The organism is Halopiger goleimassiliensis (genome assembly GCF_000455345.1).
Classification (GTDB): Archaea; Halobacteriota; Halobacteria; order Halobacteriales; family Natrialbaceae; genus Halopiger_A; species Halopiger_A goleimassiliensis.
Genome location: NZ_HG315690.1, coordinates 2,236,975 through 2,256,893 on the forward strand (window position 1 = coordinate 2,236,975; position 19,919 = coordinate 2,256,893).

At 66.3% G+C, this 19,919-nt stretch carries 19 protein-coding genes and 1 tRNA gene; 6 read left to right on the plus strand and 14 right to left on the minus strand.

Annotation, left to right across the window (positions count from 1 at the left end):
- Nucleotides 1-55: 55 nt before the first annotated feature.
- Nucleotides 56-2,131 (plus strand): hypothetical protein, encoded by a 2,076-nt coding sequence (locus TX79_RS10945; RefSeq protein ID WP_049927481.1) that lies wholly within the window; start codon nt 56-58, stop codon nt 2,129-2,131.
- Between the two features lie 56 nt (nt 2,132-2,187).
- On the opposite strand, the gene TX79_RS20010 is transcribed toward TX79_RS10945, so the two are convergent.
- The 3 genes from TX79_RS20010 to TX79_RS10955 all read right to left on the minus strand — a co-directional run bounded on the left by TX79_RS20010 (nt 2,188) and on the right by TX79_RS10955 (nt 3,867).
- Nucleotides 2,188-2,322, minus strand: coding sequence for a DUF7503 family protein (locus TX79_RS20010; protein WP_268257985.1), 135 nt, complete (start codon nt 2,320-2,322; stop codon nt 2,188-2,190).
- A 393-nt stretch (nt 2,323-2,715) separates the two neighbouring features.
- The gene (locus TX79_RS10950) at nt 2,716-3,000 is read right to left on the minus strand and encodes a translation initiation factor eIF-1A (protein ID WP_081655545.1); all 285 of its coding nucleotides are present in this window, start codon (nt 2,998-3,000) and stop codon (nt 2,716-2,718) included.
- 72 nt (nt 3,001-3,072) lie between these two features.
- Nucleotides 3,073-3,867 (minus strand): helix-turn-helix transcriptional regulator, encoded by a 795-nt coding sequence (locus TX79_RS10955; protein WP_049927483.1) that lies wholly within the window; start codon nt 3,865-3,867, stop codon nt 3,073-3,075.
- Nucleotides 3,868-4,106: 239 nt separating this feature from the next.
- Between TX79_RS10955 and TX79_RS10960 the strand changes: the two genes are divergently transcribed.
- Nucleotides 4,107-5,090, plus strand: coding sequence for a DMT family transporter (locus TX79_RS10960; RefSeq protein WP_049927484.1), 984 nt, complete (start codon nt 4,107-4,109; stop codon nt 5,088-5,090).
- A gap of 49 nt (nt 5,091-5,139) precedes the next feature.
- Here the strand turns inward: TX79_RS10960 and TX79_RS10965 are convergent, their stop codons facing one another.
- Nucleotides 5,140-5,532 carry a RidA family protein gene (locus TX79_RS10965; RefSeq protein WP_049927485.1) on the minus strand — a complete coding sequence of 131 codons (393 nt, stop codon included), beginning with the start codon at nt 5,530-5,532 and terminating at the stop codon, nt 5,140-5,142.
- 45 nt (nt 5,533-5,577) lie between these two features.
- Entirely contained in the window at nt 5,578-5,997 is a 420-nt protein-coding gene (locus TX79_RS10970) for a Rieske (2Fe-2S) protein (protein WP_049927486.1), read from the minus strand.
- Between the two features lie 106 nt (nt 5,998-6,103).
- On the opposite strand from TX79_RS10970, the gene TX79_RS10975 reads away from it, so the two are divergent.
- Both TX79_RS10975 and TX79_RS10980 read left to right on the plus strand, forming a co-directional pair.
- Entirely contained in the window at nt 6,104-7,087 is a 984-nt protein-coding gene (locus tag TX79_RS10975) for a class I SAM-dependent methyltransferase (protein ID WP_049927487.1), read from the plus strand.
- Between the two features lie 161 nt (nt 7,088-7,248).
- A tRNA-Thr gene (locus TX79_RS10980) sits at nt 7,249-7,323 on the plus strand.
- Nucleotides 7,324-7,769: 446 nt separating this feature from the next.
- On the opposite strand, the gene TX79_RS10985 is transcribed toward TX79_RS10980, so the two are convergent.
- Together TX79_RS10985 and TX79_RS10990 are read right to left on the minus strand one after the other, a co-directional pair.
- Nucleotides 7,770-8,624: a hypothetical protein gene (locus TX79_RS10985; protein ID WP_049927488.1), complete on the minus strand. Its 855-nt coding sequence runs from the start codon at nt 8,622-8,624 to the stop codon at nt 7,770-7,772.
- A gap of 261 nt (nt 8,625-8,885) precedes the next feature.
- Entirely contained in the window at nt 8,886-9,344 is a 459-nt protein-coding gene (locus TX79_RS10990; RefSeq protein ID WP_154660502.1) for a response regulator, read from the minus strand.
- 844 nt (nt 9,345-10,188) lie between these two features.
- Here TX79_RS10990 and TX79_RS10995 point away from each other — a divergent pair.
- Nucleotides 10,189-10,947 (plus strand): DapH/DapD/GlmU-related protein, encoded by a 759-nt coding sequence (locus TX79_RS10995; RefSeq protein WP_049927490.1) that lies wholly within the window; start codon nt 10,189-10,191, stop codon nt 10,945-10,947.
- A 9-nt stretch (nt 10,948-10,956) separates the two neighbouring features.
- On the opposite strand, the gene TX79_RS11000 is transcribed toward TX79_RS10995, so the two are convergent.
- From TX79_RS11000 to TX79_RS11010, 3 genes are read right to left on the minus strand one after another with little or no spacing between them, the layout of a single operon-like run.
- Entirely contained in the window at nt 10,957-11,661 is a 705-nt protein-coding gene (locus tag TX79_RS11000; protein ID WP_049927491.1) for an energy-coupling factor transporter transmembrane component T family protein, read from the minus strand.
- 7 nt (nt 11,662-11,668) lie between these two features.
- Nucleotides 11,669-12,385, minus strand: coding sequence for an energy-coupling factor ABC transporter ATP-binding protein (locus TX79_RS11005; protein WP_049927492.1), 717 nt, complete (start codon nt 12,383-12,385; stop codon nt 11,669-11,671).
- Entirely contained in the window at nt 12,385-12,978 is a 594-nt protein-coding gene (locus tag TX79_RS11010; RefSeq protein ID WP_049927493.1) for a biotin transporter BioY, read from the minus strand. The genes TX79_RS11005 and TX79_RS11010 overlap by 1 nt, the downstream gene beginning before the upstream one ends.
- Before the next feature lie 342 nt (nt 12,979-13,320).
- Between TX79_RS11010 and TX79_RS11020 the strand changes: the two genes are divergently transcribed.
- Entirely contained in the window at nt 13,321-17,559 is a 4,239-nt protein-coding gene (locus TX79_RS11020) for a DUF7282 domain-containing protein (RefSeq protein ID WP_154660503.1), read from the plus strand.
- Between the two features lie 78 nt (nt 17,560-17,637).
- Here the strand turns inward: TX79_RS11020 and TX79_RS11025 are convergent, their stop codons facing one another.
- From TX79_RS11025 to TX79_RS11040, 4 genes are all read right to left on the minus strand, one after another.
- Nucleotides 17,638-17,928 (minus strand): DUF7545 family protein, encoded by a 291-nt coding sequence (locus tag TX79_RS11025; RefSeq protein WP_049927495.1) that lies wholly within the window; start codon nt 17,926-17,928, stop codon nt 17,638-17,640.
- A 130-nt stretch (nt 17,929-18,058) separates the two neighbouring features.
- On the minus strand, nt 18,059-18,526 hold the full coding sequence (locus TX79_RS11030) for a DUF5799 family protein (RefSeq protein ID WP_049927496.1): 468 nt from the start codon (nt 18,524-18,526) through the stop codon (nt 18,059-18,061).
- Nucleotides 18,527-18,744: 218 nt separating this feature from the next.
- Nucleotides 18,745-19,020, minus strand: coding sequence for a hypothetical protein (locus TX79_RS11035; protein WP_049927497.1), 276 nt, complete (start codon nt 19,018-19,020; stop codon nt 18,745-18,747).
- A 163-nt stretch (nt 19,021-19,183) separates the two neighbouring features.
- A complete protein-coding gene (locus TX79_RS11040; protein ID WP_049928364.1) occupies nt 19,184-19,684 on the minus strand; it encodes a gamma carbonic anhydrase family protein in 501 nt (166 codons plus the stop codon).
- Nucleotides 19,685-19,919 lie beyond the last annotated feature (235 nt).

Consider the following 19,919-nt stretch of genomic DNA (forward strand, 5'->3'; position numbering starts at 1 on the left):
GTAGAAACTTTTAGTGATACGGCCAGAAACTAGGTCGATATTCGATCACGGAGATATGACGATCACGTTCGAGGAAACGGCGGCACCGCCCGGGATCACGATACACGATTCGATCGAGCAGCGGCGACTCCACCTCGAGACGAGCGATCCCGTGGCGCTCGAGTCCGTCGACACCGAGGCCTTCGAGTTCCCGCTCGATCGGGCCTGCCGGTTCGAGGCCGAGGAGGTCACCCTCGATCAGACCCCGTCCGTGACGATCCACGGCGCGACCGGCGAGAGCGAACGGAGCCTCACCGCGGGCGAGACCGCCCGACTCACCGACGGCGTCCAGTACATCGGGCTGAGCGGGGCGATCAAACTCTACTGTCGGGTCGAGGGTCCCGGAACGATCGAACTCGGGATGACGTCGGTCCGGATCGCGGTCGACCGGCCGCGGACGATCACGCTCGGCGCGCGGTCCCTCCACGACAGGCCAGCCGCGACGGTCGTGACCGACTCGAGCGTCGACTCGATGATGGAGGCCGTCTCCGTCCTCTCCTCGGCGCTGAAGACCACGTCGCCGGAACGGACGTGGCCGACCCTCAGGGGCCACCCGCCGCTGGTCGAACTGGGCGATCGCCTGTCGATCCCGGACGAACTCGAGCGACCCACCGGCGAGGTCGAACTCGTCGTCCCCGCGGAGTACGGGGCCGTGTTCACGGCTGCGCCGCTCGCGTTCTTCCTCGAGGCGCGCGTCCGTTCCGGCGAGTGCCCGCGGCTCCGGACGCCACGGTTCGAGTACTCCCTGGGACGGAAGCGGCCGCTCGCCGACGACGTCGGACGCCTGCTGAAGCGGTCGTTCTTCCTCGACTGTCTCGCCCGCACTGAGGGGGTCTACCAGTACGACCTCCACGAGCGGTCCGTCCTCGAGGACGACCTGCCGTTCGACCTGGCCGAGACGTACGAGCGGTCGCTACCTGAACGGCTGGAGCGATACCTCGAGGTGCCGTACGATCGGCTCGAACCACATATGCCGCGGTGGCCGCTGACCGCCCACGTCCCGGCGGACCCCGAGGGGGTCGAACTCCTCCCGTTCATCGCCAACGAACTCGGGATCGTCCGGGAAGCGAACGGCCGGACGCCCGACTCGGTCCCCGGTCCGGAGCCGGCGAACGCGCAACTGGTCAGATCGGCCGCCCAGTACCGATCTTCGCCGTCGAGTGGCGAGGAGTCCACGTTCGTCACGCCCACCGGTGCCGACGAGTCGGTCGAGCAAGCCTGGTTCGGCGACGGGATCCCCACCGGGGCGTCGAAGGCCACGATCGAGGCCTACCGGAATCAACTCGACCGCGATCCGCGCAGCGAGTCGATCGAGATCCTGCTCGTGTGTAACGACGCTCGGATGATCGAAGAACACGACCTCCTCGACGAGGCCTACGGCAACCGGGAGGAACTCCCCTTCGAGATCCACTCCGAGTTCGGCGTCGATACCGATCGGATGGCCACGTTGCTCGCCGACGGCGGCTACGACTTCCTCCACTACATCGGTCACGCGACCGAGGACGGACTCGAGTGTCCCGACGGCGACCTCGACATCCGGTCGCTCGAGTCGGTCGATCTCGGGGTGTTCTTCCTCAACGCTTGCCGGTCGTACGAACAGGGACTTGCGTTGACTCGCCGCGGCGCTTACGGCGGCGTGAGTACCTACAGCGACGTGATCAACGACGACGCGGTCGAAGCCGGGGAGACGCTGGCGCGCCTGCTCAACCGCGGCTTTCCGCTGAGAGGAGCGCTCGAGATCGCCCGTGAGTACAGCACGCTCGGCGATCAGTATCTCATCGTCGGTGACGGGTCGGCCGACATCGCCCAGTCGGATGGTGGTGCGCCGGCGATCATCGAACTCACGTCCGAAACCGAAACAAAGTACGAATTCAGCAGTCGATCGTACTCGACGAAGGAGTACAAACTGGGGACGGCGACGGCGACGACGTTCGAATCGGTTCTCGATCGCCACCTCACGCCGGGGCGAGTACCACCGTCTCGAGTGAGTCGTCACTCACTGCTCGATTACTTGACGTGGACGGAGTACCCGATCCGCTTCGAGGAGCAACTGTACTGGAACGATGGAATCGGAATCGACGTACTCGACTAACGGTCGGTCTTCGCTTCGGTACTCCACCTGAGGAATAGCGCCTTTCGATCGATCGGTTAGGGGCCGACTTCGCTCGTCGTCCCAGCGATCACCGTCCCCGACTGACTGAGAAGGACGAACAGCGTGAACAGCACACCGATCATTCGTGGGTTCTGTGCCAGGTAATCTTTCATCGTGTCTGTGGCGGACATTACGGCCTAACGGTTGTCACCATTGGAAATAAAATTATCTTATAATTCCATACCCATTTGACACAATAAATACAGCTGGTGGACCTCGTGTCGCTCGATCACAAGGTTGTAAATCACCCCTGATCGGGCTCGAGACTGGATATTCACTCGTACCCCAGCCTGGTAGCGCGTCGTATCGATCGCGGTCAGTTCGTCGACACGCTATCGGCGGCGCGAGGAAACGGTCGGATCGATGCCCACGGTCGCCGCAAACCGCAGTCCTCGTAAGCAGACGGGTCGCGCTCGCAGTAACCTGCCACTCGAGTGGATGCGCTCCGAAGGCTTGCTATCGATACGGAAGTTCCGGCGAGAATCGGTCGCGTTCGATCGCCCGACGACTCGGTCGGTGGGGAATTACTCGATGTGACCTTCGCGGCGCAGCTGGTCGGCGTCCTGGCTGGTGTATCGCCACTCGATGGTGGCCTTCTCGTCCTGCCAGTCCCACGGCTCGGCGACGACGATGTCGTCCTGTTCGATCCAGGTTCGGTACTTCATCCGACCGGGGATGCGGCCGAGCCGCTCCTTTCCGTCGGCACACTGGAGTTGCACGTGGTTGCCACCGAGGTGTTCGGTGACTACGGCGAATACTTCGTCGCTGTTGGGCATACGGAGGTTCCGTCGCCCCGAGTTTTCTGTCACAGTAGCCCTACGAGGGGAAGCGGTTTAAATGATTGGAGGTTCGTGGTAGCACGGACCGTGGTCGGTCGACCCTCACGCCGACTCGAGGTCGTCCGCCTCGAGGACGGCGGCTTCCGACCAGTACCGCTCGACCGTCTCCTCGGCCCACGACCGCACTTCGGGGTCGTCGGTATCGACCGATGCACGCAGAATGCCCTGATCGTCCCGAAGTAACAGGTAGACGACGTCGTCGACGACCATCACGGCGAGGGGAACCCGATCGACGACCGCGACGGTCGCGTTGTCGCTCCCGAGGACGGATCCGAGTCGACGACGGAGATCCGCTGCCTCCGTCAGTGCGTCGATCGCCGACCGTGAAAAACACCCCTCGAACGCCTGTTCACCGCTGGTCGTCCGTTTCTCGATCACACGCAGGGTCTGTTCGTTAAAGGCGTGTGACGCCGTCCGGACCTCGTCGGCCCCCTCGAGCAACTCGAGCAACCGTGTGAGGGGTGCGTTCGGTCGGGTTCGACTCGGCGTGGTGATCGTCGCATCCGAGAGTCGCCGCAGATCGAAGCCGAGGTGGTCCGTCGGCAGGTACGAGACGATGTCGCGAAGCCGGTGTTCGGTCTCCAGTATCTCCTGAAGGTCCGCAAAGCCCTCGGCGACGAGCCTGCCGGTCGCGGTCGTCGTATACTCGCTGTCCTCCCGGACGATCCAGGATCGGTCGGCGAAGTCCCCGAGAATCCGCCCCAGCGTCGCCTGCGACGCGCCGGTCTCGTCGGCCAACTCTCGGCGCGTGTACCGCCCGTCCGCGAGCAGTTCGAGCACCCTGACCCGATTGGGCGAGAGCGCGAGAAACTCGATCTCCTCGAGCGCCGATTCCATACGCCCCGCAACGCACCCCCGTCGGATAAGGGTTCGCACTGTGAAATACTTGCACGGCATGAAAGCCACGTACGTTCCGGACCCGATAGCGTCCCGTGTCCGCCGATTCTTCCCGTGAAACGTTTTCTGAACGAAACTATACGTCCGCAACGCCTACGCCCATGTACGATGATTCCGGATACCGTCACTCTAATCGGTCGCCGTTCTCCGTCTCCGGTGACCGTTCGTGAGGTGATCGCGTGATCGATCGCCGCAGCGCCTTCCTCTTCGCTCTCTCGAGCCTCTGTTTCGGTGGGACGTTCGTCGCCGCCAAGGCGGGGCTGGCGTACTTCCCGCCGCTGTTGTTCGTCGCGTTGCGGTTCGACGTCGCGGCGCTCGTCCTGGGATCCTACGTGCTACTGTCGTCTTCGCGATCGGCGTTGCTCCCCTCGAGTCGCGACGACGTACTGGGGATCGTCGCGACCGGCGTGCTCGTCATAGGGCTGTCGAACGCCCTGTTGTTCGTCGGCCAGCAGTACGCGACCAGCGCGGTCGGGGCGATCGTGTTCAGTCTCAACCCGATCCTGACGCCCGTCTTCGCGGCGGCGTTGCTCTCGTCGGACCGGCTGTCGGCCCGCGGCGCTGTCGGGATGGTACTGGGGCTGGTCGGCGTCGCGCTCGTCGTCAGCCCGGATCCGGCCGCACTCGTCGGCGGTGACGCCCTCGGCCGTGCGATCCTCTTCGCCGGGGCCGTCAGCGCCGCCCTCGGGGCCGTCCTCATCCGTCGCGCCGACGCCTCCCTCTCGAGTACGGTTCGAATCGCGTGGGGGCTCCCCCTCGCCGCGGGACTCTCGCACGTCCTCTCGTTCGGAGCCGGCGAGTCGGCAGCGTCGATCTCCTGGACCACGGGCGCGATCCTCGCGCTGGCCTACGTGAGTCTCGTCGCGGGCGTCGTCGCGTACATCGCGTACTTCGCCTTGCTCGACTCGGCGGGTCCGATCCGGGCGAACCTGGTGTTCTACGCCGTCCCCGCCGTTTCGACGGTCGGGGGCGCGGCCCTGCTCGGCGAGTCGATCACCGCGACCGCGATCGCCGGCTTCGTGACGATCTTCCTCGGCTTCGCGGTAATCGGCAGCGAGTCGATCGACCTCCGGTCGTCCCTGGCGTCGCTCTCCGCCGCGGACGGCCGCTCGAGCGAGGAGCCGACCCCGACCGACGAGCCGCGTGGCTACCGGTCGGATTGAATCTCGCGCGGCTCGTCTAGGGGACGATACGCGAGACGACCATACCCGCTCACTCGTTCCCGACGACCGCGACCGCTTCGATCTCCACCACCAGCTCCGGATCGATCAGTCGGTCGACCTCGACCATGGTAGCCGCCGGGCGCACGTCGCCGAAGACCTCGCCGTGAGCCCGGCCGATTGCCTCCCAGTCCTCGACGTCCGTCACGTAGAGCCGGGTCCGAACCACGTCCTCGAGACTCGCCCCGACCTCCGCGAGCGCGTCCGCGACGATCTCGAGCGCCCGTTCCGTCTGGGCGTACGGATCGCCCGGGGCGACGACCGCGCCGTTCTCGTCGGTCGCCGTCGTCCCCGCGACGTGGACCTGCGAGCCGGTACGGACGGCCCGCGAGTAGCCGACCGTCGATTCCCACTCGGTGCCGCTCGAAACGGTAGTCCGTTCCATGCGCGACCGTCACGCGACTGTCACTAAAACGGGTCGGTGCCTGCCTCAGAACGAGATGTGCGAGGTCGACGCGGGACCGTCGTCGTCCTCGTCGCCGGTGATCTGTCCGTCGTGGAGGTACTCGACGTCGTCGTCGGTCAGGTAGACGACGCCGTCGTCGACGGCGACCGCCACCGAAGGGAGCGTGGTATCGGCCGCTTCGCCGTTGTCGCAGTAGCCCGAGCAGCTATCGAACATCGACCCGTGTCGCGGACAGATGATCTGTCCGTTGCGCATCGCCGCGCCGCGGCCCACGTCGAGTCGCTGCGCTTCGTGCGTACACCGGTTGATCCAGCCCTCCACGCCGTCCTCGCAGGGGACGAGGATCGCTTCGTCCGGTTCGCCGTACTCGTCGCGGATCGTGAACAGCCACGAGCCCTCCTCGTGGACCGTCTCGACGGTCGTGAGTCGCCGCTTCGTGCCCATTCGTCACCGCGACTAGGGGTTCGAGGGTGAAAACCGTTCGTGATTCCGCCACCACGAGGCCCCAACGAAACGTCAGCGTTACGGCGGCCCGCCGGCGACTACCGGTATGGACGTGCCGTGTGTCCGGGTCGCGCGCGAAGAGGGGGAAGCGACGCGTCGACGACTGGCCGACGCGGACCTGATCGCCGACGGCTACGAGATCACCGTCGCCGACGGACGGCTGTACATCCCCGTCGTCGATCCGGACGCCGTGCCCGACGACCTCGAGGTCGTCACCCGCGACGTCCCCACGCGGGAGACTCAGACGACGCCCGCGGACCTGCTCGGATTCGAACCCTCCTACGAGCGCCTCGGGCGTGCCGCCCTGCTGGACGAGGACGACCCCGAGCGCGCGCGGACCATCGCCGACGCCATCGTCGAGTCGGACCTGCCGCTCGAGACGGTGCTGAACAAGGCCTCGAAGATCAAAGGCGAGACCCGGGTCCGTGACTGGGAGCTGCTGGCCGGCGAGGACACCGAGGTGGTCCACCGCGAGTACGGCTGCGAGTTCGCGCTCGACCTCGCCGCGGTCTACTTCTCGCCGCGGCTGGCGACCGAGCGCCACCGCGTCGCAGAACAGGTGACCGCGGACGAACAGGCGGTCGACATGTTCGCCGGCGTCGGTCCGTTCGTCGTCCCCTTCGCGAAACGCGGTGCCGAGACCGTCGGCGTCGACATCAACGAGACGGCCGTCGCATACCTGCGAGAGAACGCACGCAGAAACGACGTCGCCGACCGCGTCACCGCGATTCACGGCGACGTCCGCGAGGTCGCCGACGAGTACGTGGGCTGGGCCGACCGCCTCGTGATGAACCTCCCCCACAGCGCCGACGAGTTCCTCGAGACGGCCGTCTCGCTGGCCGGCGACGACTGTACGATCCACTACTACGACATCCAGCACGAGGACGACCCGTTCGGCCCCGGGGAGCGAGCGATCCGCGAGGCCGCCGAACCCCAGTACGACGTGGCCGTCGAGACGGAGCGCGTCGTTCGCTCCTACGCCCCGCACGAACTCAACGTCTGTCTGGACGTCCGACTCGAGCGACCGTGATAGGCTCGAGACGAACGACAGTGTCCCACGGAACTCCGTGACACGACCGCAACGATTCGCAACCCTTATGGCCGGTATCCGCCCTACGATTAGGTGCACAGCACTGCCCCGGTGTTGAGACGACGGACGTCGTCGATGCACGGGACGAACAGCGTGAGCGTGCCGGTGTAGCTCAGACTGGCTAGAGCGAATCCTTCGTAAGGATTAGGTCGAGGGTTCAAATCCCTCCACCGGCTTCCTTTCTGCGACGAACAGTTCGTGAGGAGCGAACCAAGCCGAGGGATTGGTATCAAGGAGGAATTTGCTCCGATCGTGGTTTACGATCGCTCCACCGGCTCTTTCCTTCAGAACGTTCCAAACGGACAGACAGCGGACTGTATATGTTCCCACGGTCCAAAAACACCTAATCGAATATCTCTGATGTATTCGCGTCTCCGTTCTGCCTGTTCTCCACCGATCTCTTTATCATAATGACGGTTAAGTACGCGACCGGTCATATTCACTCGTTCACTTCTCACGTCCTTCGGGTGGCCTGCGTTCCGAGCACCGACACGTATCCACACTCGACGACGAAGCCGAGGAAGTCGTTCGTGAGCTAACTGTTCGTCTCAAACGAACTCGTGTAGGTGAAACCTTCGACGTGTGGGTCCCTTCGGTATCGAATCGCGCAAACGAGGAGACGCTACGATTCGATCTCGAGCCGCCACGCTCCGCTGGCGTCGACGTCGATCCAGCAGACGCCGTCGTACTCGATTCGCGTTTCACCCTCGTACTCGCCGATCTCGTTGAACACGAGTTCTCCGTCGAGGAACGTAGCGGAGTCGTCTTCGGCGAACGCGTTGACGATGAAGTTGTTCTCGCCCTCGTGCTCACCGGAGACGGTCACGCCGCCCTCGAGTTCGATCGGACCGACGACAGCAGGGCCGTCACCGCTCGCCGTGACGTCCGGCGTGCGGATCTCCGCCGGCGGAGCCTCTGGCTGGCCGACGTGGAGTTCCCAGTCGGCCGGTGCCGTAACGTCGAACAGGTACTCGCCGCTCTGAGTTGGGAGAGCCACGGCACCCGAGACGGGCTCGAGGGCGTTGACCAGCAGTTCGTCCGTCGGTCCGCCGACGAGCTCGAGCTGGTAGTTTTCGAAGCTCCCGCCGTCATCGTAGTCGAACGCGACGACCGTCAGCCCGCTGTCGAGATCGAACTCGTCGGTGACGCTGTCACCGGAGCCGTCGAAGGCCGCCGTTCCGGAATCGAACAACGGTTCGTCACCGTCGAGAGTGTCGGTGATCGAGAGGAGTTCGTCGGCGTCGGACCGTTCCGATTCGCCGTCGTCGGTCTCCGGTTCGTCGTCGGTCTCCGCATTCGTCTCCGGCTCAGGTTCGTCGCTTTCGGATTCGTCGGTGCTATCACCGTTCCCGCTCCCAGTTCCGTTTCCGTCCCCATTCCCGGTGCCGTTGCCGTTACCGTCTTCACCGCCGGCACAGCCCGCGAGGACACTCGTGAGTGCAACGCCGCTACCGAGCAGTAGCGTTCGACGATTCATACCAGAAGATTGTCCGTTTTTGTGATAAGACTGCCGGTACGAGTGATCAGTGACGGCTCCCAACAGCCCGACTCTGGGTGAACTGCGAGTTACTGGGGTGGCTCGAGCGATCCGAGTTCGGAGTCGATTACACGGCCGGCCGAGCGGAGGCCAGCACAGGCGGACAGTTCAGGTGCGATCCGCGGAAGTCAACGGCAAAGCGCGACGCGTGTGGCAGTCAGTAGGTCGCCTCACCGTCCAAAGTACCGGTTACTCGCACGACTATTCGCTTTTGACGATCGCGAACCAGAAGTCCTCGACGTCCTGGACGAACTGGATGAAATCCTCGGTCTCGACGGGTTTCTGGATGTAAGCGTCGGCTTCGAACCCGTTCGATTTCACGATGTCCTCGCCGGCGTCGGAACTGGTCAGCACGATCACGGGAATGTCGCTCAGTGCGTCAGTGTGTTTCAGTTCTGCGAGAACGTCGTCGCTGCTCGTACCGGGGAGCTGCGGCTCGAGCAGGACGAGATCCACCGCCGGAGCGGACTCGTATGGACTGCGCTGGTGGACGAAATCCAGGGCTGCCTCGCCGTCGGAGACGGTGTGGACCGCGTTCGCGAGTTTCGCGTCCTGAAACGTCTCCTCGAAGAGTCGCGTGTCGCCGGGATTCGGTTCGACGAGGAGAACGTCGATCACCTCGCCGACGTCGTCGTCACCCCCGTTTTCCATGGAAGCCATAGTTGTGCCTGAAGCCGCAAGGCTAAAAGCCCAACTTTCACGATCCTGATATTGTCGTATACGGAGATAGCAATTCCTCGATTGATCGCAAGTAGAAGTGGCGGTGAGACGTAGTGCGGCATCGACGTAACGAATACGCTAGCTGATTCGTTTTGGGTGCCGTGAGTGACAAACTTCGAGGATTACAACGTACGGCGGACCCGACTGCCGGCCGCCGGTTGGCGATGATACGTCGCTCCACTACCGAAATAATTTTCAGAGTACGAGCAAAATAAAAGCCCGACGGAAGCGGGATGACGGGGTTGGATTCACTACAGCACTCCGGTCGTTCGTCCTTTCGGGATGCCGTTCCTGCTCGGCGGCAGTGAGTCCCGACACCCCGAATGACATTCCCGATCGAAACAATTAATAGTAATAGTCAGTAATAATCGAGTGCCCATCCAGACGAGTTCGTCTGGAGGCATCCCCCACCCGCTTGTCATCCCATCCCCGCCCCAGCGAACGTCTGTGGCTGGGACCGACAGATGGCGAGGCTCCCCCCACCCCTCGTCATCGGATCGCAGTGCCAATGTGATCGAGCCACGAACGGAACGCGGACTCATCGATCGTCGATCGTTCCGCGCCGCCGGTTCTGATACCGTACCGCCAGCAAGCGACCGGACGCGATGTCCGGCGGCAGCGGAGTTCGATCGGAACGATCGCTATCGTCACTGTCATACCGGTATCGCTGTCCGTTCGGACCGCCTAAATCCCCTCTTCCGCCGCTTGAACTGCGTGAACAGTAATTGTTGTTGACGGACGTGGGTGAACTATTTGGTGACCGGTGGTGGGGTGACCAACACGCGTGACGGTCGCTACGCTCGTCGAACGCTGTCTCTCCGTGCTGGGTTATCCAGCGGTGACACGCCATCTCCTCAACCGGTTCGGCGACCGGACGACGCTCGAGGTCGCGTCCTCGGCCCGACTCGCGAGAGGGTGTCTGTTGCGCGGCCGGGTCGACCTCGCGCCGCGAACGCGAGTGAGCCGCGGCTGTGTACTCAACGGCGACGTGACGGTCGGTCGCGGGACGAACCTCGAGCCCGATTGCGAGGTCGTCGGCGACGTGTCGTTCGGCAACTACTGTGCGATCGCACGGGAGAGCACCTTCCAGGAGCACAACCACCCGACTGACCGGGCGTCGCTGCAGTATCGGTTCTACGACGAGGTGCTCGACAGCGACCTCGAGTCCTCCTCCAAGGGGCCGATCGAGGTCGGCAGCGACGTCTGGATCGGCGCTCGAGCGACGATCCTCTCGGGGGTCACGGTCGGCCACGGCGCGGTCGTCGGGGCCGGTGCCGTCGTCACGGACGACGTCGAACCGTACGCGGTCGTCGCCGGCGTTCCGGCCGAACGGGTCAGGTGGCGGTTTCCGCCGGCGATACGCGAGCGATTGCTCGAGGTGGCGTGGTGGGAGCGGGACGAGGAGACGCTCCGAGCCCACCGGGACTTTTTCGAACGGGAACTGACCGATCCCGCGGACGTGCCAGCGTTCGATCGGCGTTCCGGGCGATCAACCGAGGGCGCTGATCACCGGACTCGCGCTCCAGGCGAAGTTCCCTCGTGACGCCGATCCTCAGTACAGCGCGGAGAGTCCCAGCAGAACCGCGACGCCGAGAACGACCCAGTCGACCCCTGCGAACGAGAGGCGGGGCAGCGTCGGGTTCCACGCGAAACACCGTGCCTGGAGGGCGAGAGAGAGCCGATCCGCGCGATCGAACGTTCGCGAGAGGGCGAGGAGGCCGACCGTCGTCGTCCGATCGACGACGCTGCGTTCGGAGCCGAGTCGGGCAGCCAACGCCTCGCGGATGCGTCGGACGTCCGCCCAGAGAACGGGGAGAAAACGGAAGACGAGTGCGATGCCGATCCCCAGGGCCTGTCCCGGCTTCCCTGGAATCGTTCGCTGGATGGCGGCCCGGGACGCCCGAACGGGCGTCGAGCGGACGTAGGCAGCGCTGACCAGCAGAACGAGGAGCACCCGGTAGCTCGCGCGGGTGGAAGCGAGTCCGTCGGCGACGTCGATCCACGGCGGTCCCAGCGTGAGGGCCGCGACGATCGGCGCAACCGCGAGGATCGCGATCGCGTACCGGTACGCGTACAGCGCCGACAGCGGCGGAACCCGTGCCGCGGCGAGCAACGCGGCTGCGATCCCCGTGAGCGCGAGCAACGCTCGCGGACTCGTGTGGGCCAGCGCCGTGGCTGCGAACCCGATCTGCACTGCGAGTTTCGACCGGGGATCGAGGCGGTGAGCGAGCGTGTCGTCGGGTTCGTAGGCGAGCATCGGCAGATCAGGTAGGTCGGGTATCCCGGGGAACGCGAACCGCCAGTTCCTCGAGTTCCTCGAGCGCCCGGTCGGGCGCGTCGTCGAGCACGACGCGGCCATCCGCCATCGCGATCACGCGATCGGCCAGCCCCAGCACGTCCCGGAGGTCGTGAGTCGCGAGGACGATGCCGGTCCCGTCGGCTGCGAGCGCCTCGAGGCGCGAGAGCACCGACCGACGCGCCGGGTCGTCCAGCCCGGTGAACGGTTCGTCGAGCACGAGGTGCGAGGGGTCCATCGCGAGCGCGCCCGCGATGGCCACCCGGGCCTGCTCCCCGCCCGAGAGGCGGTCGATGCGATCGTCCGCGCGGCCCTCCATGTTGACTGCCGCGAGCGCCTCCGCGACGCGCCGGTCGATCGTCTCACGTTCGAGGCCGAGGTTCTCGGGACCGAACGCGACGTCCTCGCCCACCGTGGCCGCGACGAACTGGTCGCGCGGGTGCTGAAAGACCATGCCGACGGCCGAGCGCGCGGCGACCAGATCCTCGGCGGCGGGCGTGTCGTCGACCAGAACGGTCCCCTCGTCTGGCGTCAGCAGGCCGTTGCAGTGGCGCAACAGCGTGGTCTTGCCGCTGCCGTTCGCGCCCGCGAGCAACACGACTTCGCCGTCGTCGATCGTCAGGGAGACGTCCTCGAGGACGGGCACGTCGTCGAACGCGTAGGAAACCGACCGGAACTCGATCATCAGCCCGATTCGTCGACGCCGACCGGTTGGATTCGGGCCGTCCGGACGATGGCGACGGCTGCGACCATCTTCAGCAGATCGCCGGGGATGAGCGGTGCGGCGACGACCGTGAACGCCTCGGTGAGGGTCGTCTCGGTCACCACCGCGAACCAGGTGAAGCCGGCGAGGTAGACGACGATGGTCGCCATCACCAGTCCCGCGAGAACGACGGGAACGGACACGTTCGCGGGGTCGCGGAGGTCCGTCCCGCGGTGGACGGCCACGCCGACGTGCAACGCGCCGACCGGGAACGACCAGAGGAACCCGCCGGTCTGTCCTAGCAGCACGCCGATACCGGTTTCAGTACCGGAGAACACCGGCGCACCGGCCGCTCCGGCGGCCAGGTAGATCACCATCGAGATCGGTCCCCAGACCGGGCCGAGGTAGAGCCCGGCCAGGAAGACGACGAGCATCTGTAGCGTCCCGGGAACCGCGGAGATCGGAATCTCGATCGGCGCTGTCGCCCCCATCAGCGCCGCGACCAGCGCCGCGCGAGCGAACTGCCGGACGACGGCGTCGTCGACGAGTTCCACGTCGGACCGTTCGGTTGCCATGCGTTCGGCTGGTCCGTAAACCCGATTCAAAACTTCGGTTTTCGAATGCGCGACTCGAGCGACCGGATGCCCGACGCGCGACCACCGCGTGGAAAGCGATCGATTCCTCCCAGCACGACTGGCTTTCGGTCGATCCGAATCGAACGGGCCGGTAATCGATCGATATCCGAGTTCGTCGACGGACACCGTTTCAGACGGCCGTACACGAGGCGGTAATCCCGGCTTGTATCCGACAGCTAACCGTAACGACCGGCGCGCTTAAGCGTCGATTCGGTCCGGTGATGAGAGACGTATGCGAGCCAGGAGCACGTCGGACGGATCACCGGGGGACTGGAGAATCGCGTGGCAGGGCGCTACGATCGGCGGTCGCCAGCGCTGGAACTCGCCGATTGTGAACCACCGAACGAGGGCGAGACGATGAGCCGCGGGTGGTTCGGCACAGCGGTCGTCGCTGCAGTGATCGTTACGAGCGTCGTCGCCCTCCCGCTTCTCGGGGGCGGATTCTCCGGGATCGGCGACGGCGACGCCGGGACCGTCGAGGCCGACGGGGGCCTCGGGAGCGGCTTCCAAGAGGCTGCAAGCGAGCGGGCCAATGACGCCGTCGAACCGACGGCGGTCGTACCGGCGGAGCTGGTCTCGCTCGAGGCTCCGGAGCGGACGGGCCGTGAGACCGCGGTCGGTGCGGGACAGGACGACGGTTCCCAAACCGACGCTCACGCATCACTCGCCCAGGAGGACCCCGACCTCGCTGATGCGATCGAGGCGGGCGTCAACGACGGGATCGACGTCCTCCAGTCCCAGGGCGTCGAGGTGAGCCAGGAACAGCGCGCCGCGGCGCTCGAGGGAGCGAGCGAGTCGGTCGTCCAGCACCAGGCGGCGTCGGTCGAACAGGTGCAGTCGGCGACTGCGGGCGCGGTACAGGGGACGCTGCTCCAGGAGCAACGCGTCGACGTCGAGCAGGTGCAGGCTGCGGTCGGCGGTGCGACCGACGGCGCGCTCGGGCAACACCAGGTGGCCGACGCGACCCACCTGCAACACGCCGCGAAGGGTGCGGCGTACGGCGCGCTCGAGCAGGAACAGCGCGTGACCGTCGAACAGATTCAGGTCGCGACGAGAGGGGCGGCAGCTGGTGCCGCGTCGCAAGCCGGCCAGGCCGGCGTCGAGCACAAGTCGGCGATCAGGGAAGCGGCCACGGGCGCGGCCTACGGCGCGCTCGAGGGCGAAATGGCGCTGACGGGAGAACAGCGCCAGCGCGTGACCGTCGAGCAGGTCCAGCACGCAGCGGCCGGCGGCGCGGCCGGGACGCTCGCGGAGAAAGGCAGTGACGCTGACTCCGAGGCTGACCAGCGACAGGACGCAGACGCCAAACAGATCCAGCTGGCCGCGAAGGGCGCGGCCAAGGGGTCGCTCGACCAGCGCCAGGGGGTGACGGTCGAGCAGACCCAGTCCGCGGCCTGGGGCGCGGGAGCCGGCGTCGTCAAGGGGATCCAGTCGGTCGAGATCGAACAGGAACAGCGCGTCTCGAGCGGCGTCGTCACGGCGGCCGCCCACGGCGGCGCGAAGGGGGCGATCACCGCGGGGCAGAGCCAGGAGGCGAGCGTCGAGCAGATCCAAGGGGCCGCCGACGGGGCTGCCTTCGGCTCGCTCGTCCAGCACCAGGAGGTTTCGATCACCCAGGTCCAGCACGCGGCGATCGGCTCCGCGAAGGGGGCCGTGGAGACGGCGGTCCAGGAACAGGTCGTCGAGATCGAACAGATTCAGGCCGCCTCGGCGGGTGCCGGCCAGGGGACCGTCACCCAGACGCAGGTCGTCGACGTGACGCAGGTCCAGTCCCTCGCCCGCGGCGGTGCGAGCGGGGCGCTGACCCAGCACCAGACGGCGACGGTCGAACAGATCCAGACGGCCGCACTGAGCGCCTGCCAGGAGACCGCCCGCGTCGTGCAGGACCAGCGGATCAGCGTCACGCAGCTCCAGACCGTGACCAGCGGGACGGCCGCCGACGCGGCCGGCTACGCCGCGGCCGAGGGCGTCACCGATCGGACGGAGATCGTCCAGCGGGTCGAGATCGAAATCGTCCAGCGCATCGAGGAGATCGACGAGCGCGAGGGGACGGCGTCGATCACGTTCTCCGATCAGGAGAGCGACGGCGAGACGGTCGTCGTCGACGACGTCGAACTCTCCGAGGGCGGCTTCGTCGCAATCTACGACGGCGTCGCGGCCGCGCTCGAGCCGACCGACGTCAGGGGCGTCTCGAGCTACCTCGAGCCCGGCGACCGCGCCGATCTCGAGATCGAACTCGACGAGCCGCTCGAAGAGAGCGGGCCACTCGTGGCCGCCGTCCACCACGATACGACCGGCGACGAGACGTTCCAGTACGTCGAGACTAACGGCCTCGAGGACGACCCCTACGTGACCGAGCGCGGTACGCCCGTAGCCGATAGCGCCGTCGTCACCCTCGACGCCGAACCAGCCGAACCGGAAGCGACGCTGACCGTCAGCGATCAGACCGGTGATGGCGAGACCCTGCTCGTCGAGGAGGCGAGCGCGACGACCCAGTACGTCCTCTCGGCCGAATACGACGGCGACCGCAGCGACAGCGAGCCGTTCGACGCGAACGAATCCGTCGACGCGTTCGAACTCGATCTCGACCCGCCGCTCGAGGAGGACGCAACCGTCGACGTCTCGGTCCGCGACGCGGGCACGGACGAGGTGCTCGAGAACGAGTCGCTCGAGTACGCCCTCGAGCAAGCACCGACCGATCCCGAGGCGACGCTGACCGTCAGCGACCAGACGGGTACCGGCGAGTCGGTCCTCGTCGACGAGGCCAGCGCGACGGTTCCCTACGCCGTCGTCGTCCAGGCCCCGGACGGGGAGCTGATCGGTGAGAGCGTCCCCTTCGAAGCCGACGAGACGGTCGAAAACGTCTCGGTCGGGCTCGATCCCGCGCTCGAGGAGAACGCCACGCTCGAGGTCTCCGTCATCTCGATGGGCGACGGCGACGCACCCGATGGAGACGAGGCTCTGCCGGTCGCGGACGGCCAGATCGACGCTGACGACGATGCGGCGGCCGGGGACGGAGAGGTGCCGCCCGAGGGAACGGTCCTGGCCAGCGAGACGATCGAGTACGCGGTCGAGGGAGACACGTTCGAGGTCGCGTTCCCCACCTGCCAGCGCGGGGAGATCAGCGGCACCTTCGGGGACGGCGACTCGGTGATCGTCGGCACCGGCTTCTACGAATCCGGCGGCTACGGCAACACGATGGGCGAGTACGGGATGACCGTCGGCGACGACGTCTCGGCTCCGCTCGAGGGGACCATCGTCTTCGAGGTCGGCGAGGCGTTCGACGTCGAGGAGACCGACGAGGGCGCGTTCGTCGAGGTGCCGCCCGGCGACTTCGGCGCGGCGATCACCGGCATCGTCTCGCCCGAGGCGACGCCCGGATCGATGGACTACCCGAACCCCAACACCAGCGACTGTCTCGAGGAGGTCCGGCCCGAACTACCGACGATCGACGTCGAGGAGATCGAACCGCTCGAGAACGGCGTCGAGGGCGCGACCGACGACGCCATCGACGTCACGTTCGGCTACGAGAACCCCAACGACGCCGAACTGCTCGTCGACAGCCAGTTCGTCGAGGGCACGGTCGACGCGGAACCGATCGACGCCCTCGAACCCGGCGAGGGCGAGTTCACCGTCACCTGGACGCCCGAAACTGGCGACGAGCGACTCGTCTGGGCGGTCGATATGGACCAGTACGACTACGACGAGGTGCTGACGGCCGCGACGCCACCCGCCGAAGAGATCGATCCCACGGAACCCGCGGAGTTCACCGCCGAGATCCTCGAGACGAACAGCCCCGTCACGCAGGGCGACGCACTGACTGTCGAGACCGAGATCGCGAACGTCGGCGGCGAGGCGGACACCCAGTCCGTCGAGTTGGCGATCGACGGCGACGTGCGCGACGCGACCGACGTGACGCTCGAGCCCGAGGAGAGCGAAACGGTGGAGATGACCGCCGAGACCGACGATCTCGAGCCCGGCGAGTACCCGATCGCGGTCGCGACGGCGAACGTCACCGCCGAGACGACAGCGACGATCGAACCGCTCGAGGAGGACGGCGAGTTCGCCATCGTCGACCTCTCCGGGCCGCCGACCGCCATCGCCGGCCAGGAGGTGACCCTCGCCGTCACCCTCACGAACGAGGGCGGCGCGGACGAACAACCAGTCACCTACAGCGTCGACGGCGAGGTGCTCGCAGAGGAGTCCGTCGCGCTCGAACCCGGCGCGTTCACGACGCTCACCTTCTCCTCGACGCTGCCGCCCGGCGAGTCGACCCACACCGTCGCGACCGACGCCGACGAAGCGTCGACGACGATCACCGGACTCGAGGTGCCCGGGACGGACGCGGCCGACGACGGAGACGGAGCTACCGACGACGGCGAAACCGAGACGGGAGTCGGTAGCGACGACTCGAGCGCAGGAAACGCCGCCGACACGAGCGACGGCACCGACGATGGCGTCGCGGCCGGATCGACCGACGAGACGGACAGCCAGGGCGACGCGAACGCCACCGCTGGCTGAGCGGCGAGTTACGGAAGAAGTCGGTACGCTCGAGACGAGCGATCGAAAACGGTCGATCCACTCCTCTGTGGACGAGTCTTAGTGCTGGTGACCGGTCGCTTCGCCGAAGGTGACGCCGAAGCGCTCCTCGAAGAGGTCCATGACTAGTTCCTCCTGTGCCTCGAGGTCGTCGTCGGCCCCCTCGCCGTGGTGGACGAGGTGGTGAGCGCGGCTGGCGAAGGAGAGCAACACGACGTCGCCCACGGTTTCGGCCGTCCCCTGGTCACCTTCGGCGACGATATCGACGAGTCCGGCCGGTACTTCGACCTCGTCGGTCGTGTCGTCGTCGGCGCTGATCGAGAGCGTCACTGTCTCTACGTCGTCGGACATACCCCAACCGTCGGGAAGCGTCCCTAAAGATGCTGTGGCTTGCATCGCGTTCCCGACGGGACGGGGCCGGAGCGCGCTCGTCGAGCAGTCGCCGATCGGTCGCCGTTCAGTGGTCGCCGATCTGTCGTCGTCAGTCGTCGGCCTCCGCTGCTGCCGTTCGGACCGACTCCCACTTGCCCTGCGACTCGAGGTGGGCCTGGAGTTCGTCGGCGTACTCCTGGGTGAGCCGTTCGGCGGCTCGGCGCTGTTCCTCCTCGGAGGAGCCGCCCCCATCCCCACCGAGTCCGAGCGCGCCCTTGAGCGAATCGAGGACGCCCCCGGAGGAACCCCCCTGTTGGCGACCGCCGCCGGGACCCATCGCACCCATCCCGGCGTCGACGTTCTCGAGTTCCGGGATGATCTGCTCGAGGTTGTCGGTGTTGGCGACGATGCGCGCCCGGTCCGGGTCCTCGGGGTGTTCGATCTCGAACTCCGTCGCGGTCATGATCAGACTCCACTGCTGGTTCGAAAACCGGGAGTTCGTGATCCGCGAGGCGAACTCCTGATCGACGGTCATCCGATCGCCGACGATCCGATCGGTCCACGGCGAGTCGCTCATGGCCGTTGGTTTGGCCAGTACGGGTATCAGCGTTTCCCTCCCTCGTGGCGGGGCGAGACCGCGCTCGAGTGAGCGGCGTCGCTGCCGGCGTACCGAGTGGGTTCGGCCGTCCCATAGAGGGTGGCATCCGGGTCGGCCGACAGACGGCAGCCACCACGACGTGGGGCCCGTGGACCTTCGATTCGCATCGGGGTCCGACGGAGGAGAAGACGGGACGGTCAAATCGGCTCGTCGGGGTCGTGGATTTCGGCCATTCGAGTCGTCTCGGTCGCGTACTGTTCTCGCCTGTCCTCGTCGTCGACGGTTCCCAGGTTCTCGGGATCGACGTCCAGCGCGGCGGTCGTCTCGCGGACGTCGGTGAAACTCGTCAGCGCGCGTTCTTTCCTGAAGTACCGTTCGCCATCGGGCGTCGCGTAGACGAGGATAATCAGGTTCTGTTCGTCGTCGGAGTACGTCCGCTCGACGAGCCAGACGCGGACCGTCTCGTCTCCCATAGCGCGGTGTTGGAGTGGAAGCGTGAAAGGCGTTCAGTTGGTGTGCTCCAAATCCGAGGGTAGCCCCTGGTCCTATCCGTACTGATCGATCTCGAGCGAGAGTAAGGGGCGGCGACCCGGTGGAGGACGGCCGTTTTCCTCGCGTCGACGGGTCGAGCGGGGATCAATCCAGTCGTCGCGACGTCTCGGCGTACCGCCGCGAGAGTTCGACGTAGCGATCGGCCGTCGCCTCGAGGTGAGGGTCGTCGATCTCGGTCTTGGGTTCGGCCGGCGCGCCCGCGACGAGCGTCCCGGACGGCACGTCCGTGCCCTCGGTGACGACGCTGCCCGCCGCGACGACGGCCCCCTCGCCGACCGTCGCCCCGTCGAGGACGGTCGCGTTCATCCCGACCAGGGCGCGCTCCTCGACCGTCGCGTCGTGAACGATCGCGCTGTGGCCGACCGTCGCGCAGGGCGCGAGCGTCGCGTCTTCGTGGAGCACGGCGTTGTCCTGGACGTTCGCCCCCTCGCCGACGACGATCCGGCCGTGATCGCCCCGGAGGGTGGTGTTGGGCCAGACGCTGGCCTCGGCCTCGATCACGACGTCGCCGATGACGACCGCCGCTTCGTCGACGTAGGCCGACTCGGCGACCCGCGGTTCCGTTCCGTCGAACGAACGAAGCATACGGATCGGTGGCTCGAGCATCCCCTTGAACGTGGCCATCCGGGCCGCTCGCGGGTGGCAACGCATACCGCTTGCGGGTACCAATGTGTGTTGGCAGTAGTAATACGGATCGAGCCGTCGGACGATAATCTGCAGCGGATCACCAGGCTCACCCCGGCCACCGGTCCGCTGCCGCGTCATCCCCACCGCTTCCCACCGCTGTCGCAACCCCCACATCGTCTCCCCTTCCTCCCCC